Origin of the sequence: Nocardia sp. NPDC004568 (genome assembly GCF_040609955.1) — a bacterium.
Taxonomy (GTDB): Bacteria; Actinomycetota; Actinomycetes; order Mycobacteriales; family Mycobacteriaceae; genus Nocardia.
The window spans coordinates 1-6,655 of sequence record NZ_JBEXLL010000144.1 but is presented as its reverse complement, the minus strand read 5'-3'; the positions used below and the strand labels follow the sequence as shown (position 1 = coordinate 6,655).

The window sequence follows — 6,655 nt, the reverse complement described above, 5'->3', positions numbered from 1 at the left end:
TGGAACTCGCGCCGCCGTCGATTACCTTGAACATCCGGGACGTACCTTCCCACCCGGCGTTGGCGCGCCAGGCTGATCAAATCATGGATTCGAAGATCATCCGGGAGGGTACATCCCTCCCGGTCATCCACAGGATTTGATCATTGCTCCGGTCTCGGATACCGCGGCGCATATTCAGCAGATCACGGAATCCGCGCGTGGTGACGAAGCCGGTTTTCGCGCCCTGACGAGTCAGCACGGCATTGGTCGCGATCGTTGTGCCGTGCACGATCGTGGACACGCCGCCGAGGAATTCCTCCAGCGATTCACCCACGGCGTCCGCCGCCTTCGTCAACCCGTTCATCAGGCCCTCGGAGGGGTCGTGCGGAGTGGTGGGCGCCTTGTAGATCCGGCCGGCACCGGCTCCTTCGACCACGAAGAGGTCCGTGAAAGTGCCGCCGATATCGATTCCGACGCGGCGACCTGTTTTGATTTTTGCATTCATAATCGAAGCCTCTTCGTACATTGATCCATGAGAAACCGATGTCGGGATGAAAGCGCAGCGGCACAGTCGAACTACAGCGAATGAATGGATTCATCGAAAGGTGCCGCGGAATTTCTGCCTAGAGGCGCTTTTTCATGGACCGAATGTAACTCGCTTCACAAAGCGACCGCAACCGGCCCGTTCGCCTGAGCCGAACAACCAGATGTGCGGTGTGATCCGCCCGGCAGTATGCGGCGTGGAGCGGGCCGATGAGCGTCTACAGCGGGCGGCGATTCTCGGGAACCGGGGGTTTCGGATGAGACAGGCGCTGCGCGGCCTCGACCACCGCCCGGGCGTAGCCGTCCCCCTGGGCGGACAGGGGCAAAAACAACCGGTTACCTCGGCGAAACATCCCCACATCGACGGCCTGTCACAGCAGGAAACGGCTATGAGCCATCGCAAGGAGGGAGGGCGTTCACTCTGTTCAGGGGCGGTCTGACACCACCGTCACCGCCGCCGCCCACGGACGTGCGGTCTCACCTGCTGGGCAGCGAGCAGATCTGCACTACGCGCCGGATCCGCCGCACGGGCGGTACCCGGCCGTCCTGCGTCGAAGCCTCAGCTTTCGTGGTGGGAACGGCCCGGCCACCGTGCGTAGGGAATGCGGGCGATGTCCAGTACCTCACCGATCGTCGACCATTCGTTGCGACCCAGACGCGCCAGTGGACGCAGCCGATCGATCGCGGGAAGCGTGTTGCCACGGGCGTCCGTGCGCATCACGGCGGCATCGACCGCGGCGTGCAGAACCCGGCCGATCACCACGGTCGAGTCACCGAGTTCCAGGGCGTGTTCGAGCCGGCACTCCAGTGCGACCGGTGACTCGCCGACCCGCGGCGGTGCCACCGTCACACTGTCCTCGGCTGTGAGCCCGACCTCGGTGAACTCCGACAGCTCGGCGGGAAAATCTGTGCCGGTGGCATTCACCTGCTCGAACATCGATTCGGCGGCAAGGCAGACGACGAACTCGCCGGTCTCGAGGACGTTGCGCAGCGAATCCTTCCTGCCCACCGAGGTGAACTGCACCATGGGCGGCGCCACGCACGAGACCGTGAAGAAAGAGTGCGGAGCGAGGTTGTCGACTCCCGTAGCGGACCGGGTCGACACCCAGGCGATCGGACGGGGAACGACAACACTGGTCAACACCTTGTAGAAGTCGCCGTATCCCACCACGTCGGGATCGATACCGGTACGCATACGGCAACTTCCTCCTTCCAGCGCGGTACTCACCGGCACGGACGTGCGCCACACGCTCCACCGCATACGGGCACCCGGCAGGAAGTCGCGTCTGTACACATATCCGCCACCAGCGACGGACCATGTTCGCGTTCGACACATGTCACGATGCGTTCGCACGCTATCATCCGACACCGTCGACGCGGGCTCGGTCACCGGCTCCCCGCCGAATACCACCGGAGAAGACAAGTCGGCGCGATCACCCTCGACGCCGGCACCCGATCACGCAATCTCCTCGCCATCGCACATCGCCAGCGCTCTGGGCCCGGCCCGCTACACCCGGCACAGTCTCCGCGCGGGCGCCGACTGGATCGCCGATATCCGGTCGCTCCCCCACCGGCTGTCCGCGTGCGGCACGGTAGCGGTGTCCCTGGTCGCCATCGGGCTGTTCGGCGGCATGCCGCTGCTCCCGCTGTACGACCGGACCGTCCGCCACGAAGGAGCGTTCGACGCCGGCCACGTGGTGTCCGTCGGTGTCGTACTCGGCCTGACCGGCACCTATCCGTTCACGCAGGTCGACATCGGCACCTCCTGCGTCTGGCCGAGTATCGCCCTGTTCAACCGCGGTACGGCCTCACGTCGGTGATGACGCCGACGATCTCCGCCGGCTGTTGCACCAGCAGACGAGATCGGAGAACGCACCACTGCGGTCCGGCCTCGTTAGCCGAGCCCGCCCCCGGGTACAGCCGGATGACCGGCCGATTCGACGGGGTGACCCGGCGGCACCCGTCTCCTCGCGGAATGAGAACTGTCGACGCCCGGAGCCGATCGGAATCGAGGACGTGATACATGCGATTGCGGCGCAGCAGACCTTACGGGCCCGGCATCGGACGGACCAGGCGCGGACGTGGTTTCTCCTATCGGCACAGTTCCGGCGAGCCGGTGTCCGACGCCGAAACCCAGGAGAGAATACGCAGCCTGGTCATCCCGCCCGCCTGGCGGAAGGTCTGGATCTGCGCCGAGGCCAACGGTCACATCCAGGCCGTCGGCGTGGACGCTGCCGGGCGACGACAGTATCTCTACCATCAGCGCTGGCGCCGCGACCGGGACGAGGAGAAGTTCGACCGGGTACTCGAGCTCGCTGCCCGGCTCCCCGAATTACGTCAGCGGCTGCACGAGGATCTGGATACTTCCGGGCTGGGCAGGCATCGTGTCGAAGCGCTGGCGATCGCCCTCGTCGATCGAGGTGTCTTCCGCGTCGGCGGCGAGGAATACGCGGAGGAGAACGGCACCCGCGGCGTCGCCACCCTGTTGCGCGAGCACGTGCGTATCACCGGCGACACCATGCAGTTCGACTATGTGGCCAAAGGCGGCAAACAGCGATGCGTTCGCGTCAGTGACCCCACGCTCACCCGGGCATGCCGGGCCCTGCGGCGCCGCCGAGCCGACAGCGAGCGGCTGCTGCTCTACCGAGACCGGGCAGGTTACCGGGAACTGCACGCCGAGGACGTCAACGCCCGATTCAAAGAGCTCACCGCGGCCGACTACACAGTCAAGGATCTGCGTACCTGGCAGGGCACAGTCCTTGCCGCCACCGGTTTCGCCGCGGCCCAGCGGCCGGCATCGGCACGTGGCCGGAAACGGGTGCGGCAGCAGGTCTTCGAACAGGTCGCCGAAGCGCTCGGCAACACTCCCGCGGTGGCCCGGGAATCGTATGTGGACCCCGGGTGGTCGACGCATATGAGGACGGCTCGACGATCGCTGCCGCTCTGCGGCGGGCGAACCGGCTCGACGACGACTGGGACCGTACCGAGATCATCGAGCGCGCGGTACTACGGTTGCTGCGGGAACGGGCGGGTGATCGCCGGTAGTCGAGCCCCGCACCCGCGTGAAGTGCCGACAGTCCTTTCCGGTCCGGCCATCACGGCCGCGAACCGGCACCGGTGCTACCGCGACCCCGAACATAGCGGGGGTCGGTCCAATACCGCGGGTCACGGCCGTAGTGCGGCGTCGAGTAGGCGCGGTCCCATGGCGCGCCGGCGGCGATGAGCTCACGCCACGGCGCGACCTCGACGTACATCACCCGCATGGCGTTCAACGCCCCGGCGTGCAGGTCGGGTCCGTCGGTGGTGACCGCGTCCTCGGCGACGGCGACTTCGAAGTTTCGTTCCAAGGCGGCGCGGACTGTCGCCTCTACGCAGACATTGGTCTGCAACCCGCATACGATCAGACGGTCGACGCCGAGGACGCGGAGGACGGGTTCGAGTTCGGTGTAGGCGAAGAAGCTGTGCCGGGTCTTGTCGAGTACCAGCTCACCCGGCTCCGGCGCTACGGCGTCCATGATCTGCGATCGCCACAGCTTCTCCGTCGGCGACAGCACCGGCAACCGATCGGCGCGGCTCGCGCGGTGCCGAGCCGACCGCGGTGTCAGCGCCGACGCGGACACCTGGCGCGAATAGATCACCGGGACCCCCTGTGATCTCGCCTCGTGGATCAGCGACCGGCATTCGGCCACCACCTCGTCCCGCCGCCACAGCGGGGGCCATCCGTAGGCTTCCCGGACATCCTGCACCAGATACGAGTTCTGCACGTCCACCACGAGCAACGCCAGCGACCCCATGTTCACCCCTTGTTTCTCGAAAACCGCTGTGGCCCAACCCCTACAGCAGGTGAACACCCAGTATGCGGTGCCGGTCGGATCGGCGGCGCGTGCTCGGGTCACCGGACACGACCGGGGGCGCGCACCTCCTGCGGCCGGCGCGAGGATCGGGGGGGGTCGCTCCGCCCGGCCGGGCGGAAACGTGGCCGCTCGCCCCGGGCCCGGCCGGAGACGGTGCGGGCAGTGCGGCCGGTGAACAGGAGTATCGGTAACGTCGTTGTCCGAGGAGGTGTCGGGACGGTGAACACCGCGATGTTCCGGGCGCGAGAGGAGCGGCGGCGCACGATCGTGGCCGCGGCGTCCGGGTTGTTCGCCGCCTGCGGTTATCGGGCGGCGAGTATGGACGAGATCGCCTGTCGGGCCGGAATCAGCAAACCGGTGCTGTACAAGTCGTTCTCCGGCAAGCTGGAGCTCTATCTGGCGGTTCTGCACGAGGCGGTCCAGGTATTGCGCGTCACGCTCGACGCGGCATTGGCCTCCGCCCGGGATATGCGATCGATCGTGACGGCGACCGTGACCGCGGTGTTCGACTTCGCCGGGAACCATGCCCGCAGCGCCGCCCTCTTGGCCGGAGCCGCCGACGCCGAGGAACCGGCGGCGCAGCGGATGGCCCGCCAGGCCACCATGATCTGCACCGATGCCCTTTTGCGGGCGTTGGCACCGTCCGCCTCGCTCCGGGCCGAGCGGGGATGGCTGATCGCGGCCGAAATCATCGGGATCGCTCAGTCGTGCGCGCGGGACTGGGTGGTCACCGGCAAACAATTGCCCGAACACGAAGCCGTCGCCACCACCGCCGCGCTGTGCTGGACCGGCCTGGCCGGTGTTCAGCTCGCCCCGAACCGTCCGGTTCCCGCCGTCGACTGAGCACCGTCTCCCGGGGGTGCGGCCGGAAACCTGGCGACATGCGCCCTCGCCGCCCCGCTCGGCGCGAACGAGGCCACGCACAGCGGAAACCCTGCGGTGCGGCATCGTGGACCGGGGGCCCGGTCACTCGCCCGGCGCGGTCCAGGTCGATTTCCGGCTCGGCTCCGGACGGGGGCGACGCGGCAGTCAGTCCTGACTGCCGCTGTCCGCTACCCACGCGGCGATCTGCGCACGGGAGGTGAAACCGAGTTTGGCGAGTATGTTCTCGACGTGGCCCTGAGCAGTGCGCGGCGAGACCACCAGTTCGGTGGCGATCTGCCGGTTGCTGAGGCCCCGGGCCACCAGGGCGGCGACCTCCCGTTCCCGTTTGGTCAAGGGGGTTTTCGCGTCCGGGCCGGCGGTAGCACCGGTGGGTTGCTCGCGCAGCGCGTAAGTCCTCGCCGCGGCAGCGCTCATCCTGTTGCCCCGCGCGAAGGCCGCGTCGAACCCGGCGTCGCCGAGAACTTCTCGCGCCGCCCGCTCGCACTCCTCGTGGAAGTGCGACAGCGTATCGAATACGCGGCCGCGGCTGCCGCCGGCCGGCCAGAGGTGGCGCGCCGCTCCCATGAGCACTGCCGCCCGCTGTGCTTCCCGGCGGTAGCAGGCGACCCAGGACAACGCTTCGAGGCAGAAGGTCACCACCAGGTGGCTGTCGAGCGGACGGTCGATACGCAGGGCTTCCTCTATCAGCTCCTCCGCACGGGCGATATTGCCGCGTCGCCATTCGGCGACGCCCAGGCTTCGCAGGGCCAGCGCGCGATACAGTATTCCCCCGCACCCTTCGGTGATGGCGATCAGCCGCTGCTGATGCTCGATCGCCTTCTCCGTTTCGCCGCGCATCTCATAGGTCAGGCCCAGCAGGGTCGCGGCATGGATATGCAGATGGCCGGTGACGTTCGAACTGTAGACCTCGATAGCGGACTCCAGGAGCGGCGCGGCACGCGCGGGGTCGCCACTGAACAGAGCCAGGCCGGCTGCCGCGTGGTTCATCTGCGCCTGCGACATCGGCGTCGGTTCGCGTTCGGCCAGCACCCGGCCCTCCTGCAGCCATGTCGCCGCGGACCGGAAGTCGCCCTGCGCCGCCGCCAAGGCGATGGCCACGCGCAGCGCCTTCACCCGGCCGGATATCGAGAGCGCACAGGGATGGGCGAGAACCCGCTCGATCCAGGACCGTCCCTCACCGTAGAAACCGCGGAACATCCAGAACTGCCACAGCGCGGAAGCCGTATCCAGGCCCGCGTCCGCCGCCTCCTCGGTGTCCTCGGCCAGCGCGGATTCGAGAGCCTCCCGGAGATTGGGGTGCTCGCGCTCGAGCCGAGCGATCCAGCCGGGCTGCGCAGGGCTGATCCATCCGGCCTCCGCATCCAGTGCCAGCCGTCGATACCAGGCCCGGTGCC

At 67.6% G+C, this 6,655-nt stretch carries 6 protein-coding genes and 1 pseudogene; 3 read left to right on the top strand and 4 right to left on the bottom strand.

The annotated features are described in order from the left end of the window. Positions 1 to 76: 76 nt before the first annotated feature. Entirely contained in the window at positions 77 to 484 is a 408-nt protein-coding gene (locus ABZV91_RS31795) for a hydantoinase/oxoprolinase N-terminal domain-containing protein (protein WP_355249416.1), read from the bottom strand. A 597-nt stretch (positions 485 to 1,081) separates the two neighbouring features. Further along, positions 1,082 to 1,717 (bottom strand): flavin reductase family protein, encoded by a 636-nt coding sequence (locus tag ABZV91_RS31790; protein ID WP_355249415.1) that lies wholly within the window; start codon positions 1,715 to 1,717, stop codon positions 1,082 to 1,084. Positions 1,718 to 1,856: 139 nt separating this feature from the next. On the opposite strand from ABZV91_RS31790, the gene ABZV91_RS31785 reads away from it, so the two are divergent. Together ABZV91_RS31785 and ABZV91_RS31780 are read left to right on the top strand one after the other, a co-directional pair. After that, positions 1,857 to 2,342 (top strand): hypothetical protein, encoded by a 486-nt coding sequence (locus ABZV91_RS31785; RefSeq protein ID WP_355249414.1) that lies wholly within the window; start codon positions 1,857 to 1,859, stop codon positions 2,340 to 2,342. A 203-nt stretch (positions 2,343 to 2,545) separates the two neighbouring features. Continuing rightward, positions 2,546 to 3,567: pseudogene (locus ABZV91_RS31780) on the top strand (DNA topoisomerase IB). 50 nt (positions 3,568 to 3,617) lie between these two features. Here the strand turns inward: ABZV91_RS31780 and ABZV91_RS31775 are convergent. Next, positions 3,618 to 4,418 carry an isochorismatase family cysteine hydrolase gene (locus ABZV91_RS31775; protein WP_355249413.1) on the bottom strand — a complete coding sequence of 267 codons (801 nt, stop codon included), beginning with the start codon at positions 4,416 to 4,418 and terminating at the stop codon, positions 3,618 to 3,620. A 177-nt stretch (positions 4,419 to 4,595) separates the two neighbouring features. Here ABZV91_RS31775 and ABZV91_RS31770 point away from each other — a divergent pair, with 177 nt between their 5' ends. Continuing rightward, entirely contained in the window at positions 4,596 to 5,219 is a 624-nt protein-coding gene (locus ABZV91_RS31770; RefSeq protein WP_355249412.1) for a TetR/AcrR family transcriptional regulator, read from the top strand. 186 nt (positions 5,220 to 5,405) lie between these two features. On the opposite strand, the gene ABZV91_RS31765 is transcribed toward ABZV91_RS31770, so the two are convergent. Continuing rightward, positions 5,406 to 6,655, bottom strand: a 1,250-nt coding sequence (locus ABZV91_RS31765) for a LuxR C-terminal-related transcriptional regulator (RefSeq protein ID WP_355249411.1), incomplete at its 5' end; no start/stop codon positions are given.

Excerpts from the sequence above, each read along its gene's own strand:
- ABZV91_RS31795 (WP_355249416.1), bottom strand. The coding sequence starts at position 484 with ATGAATGCAAAAATCAAAACAGGTCGCCGCGTCGGAATCGATATCGGC.
- ABZV91_RS31790 (WP_355249415.1), bottom strand. The coding sequence starts at position 1,717 with ATGCGTACCGGTATCGATCCCGACGTGGTGGGATACGGCGACTTCTAC.
- ABZV91_RS31785 (WP_355249414.1), top strand. The coding sequence starts at position 1,857 with ATGTCACGATGCGTTCGCACGCTATCATCCGACACCGTCGACGCGGGC.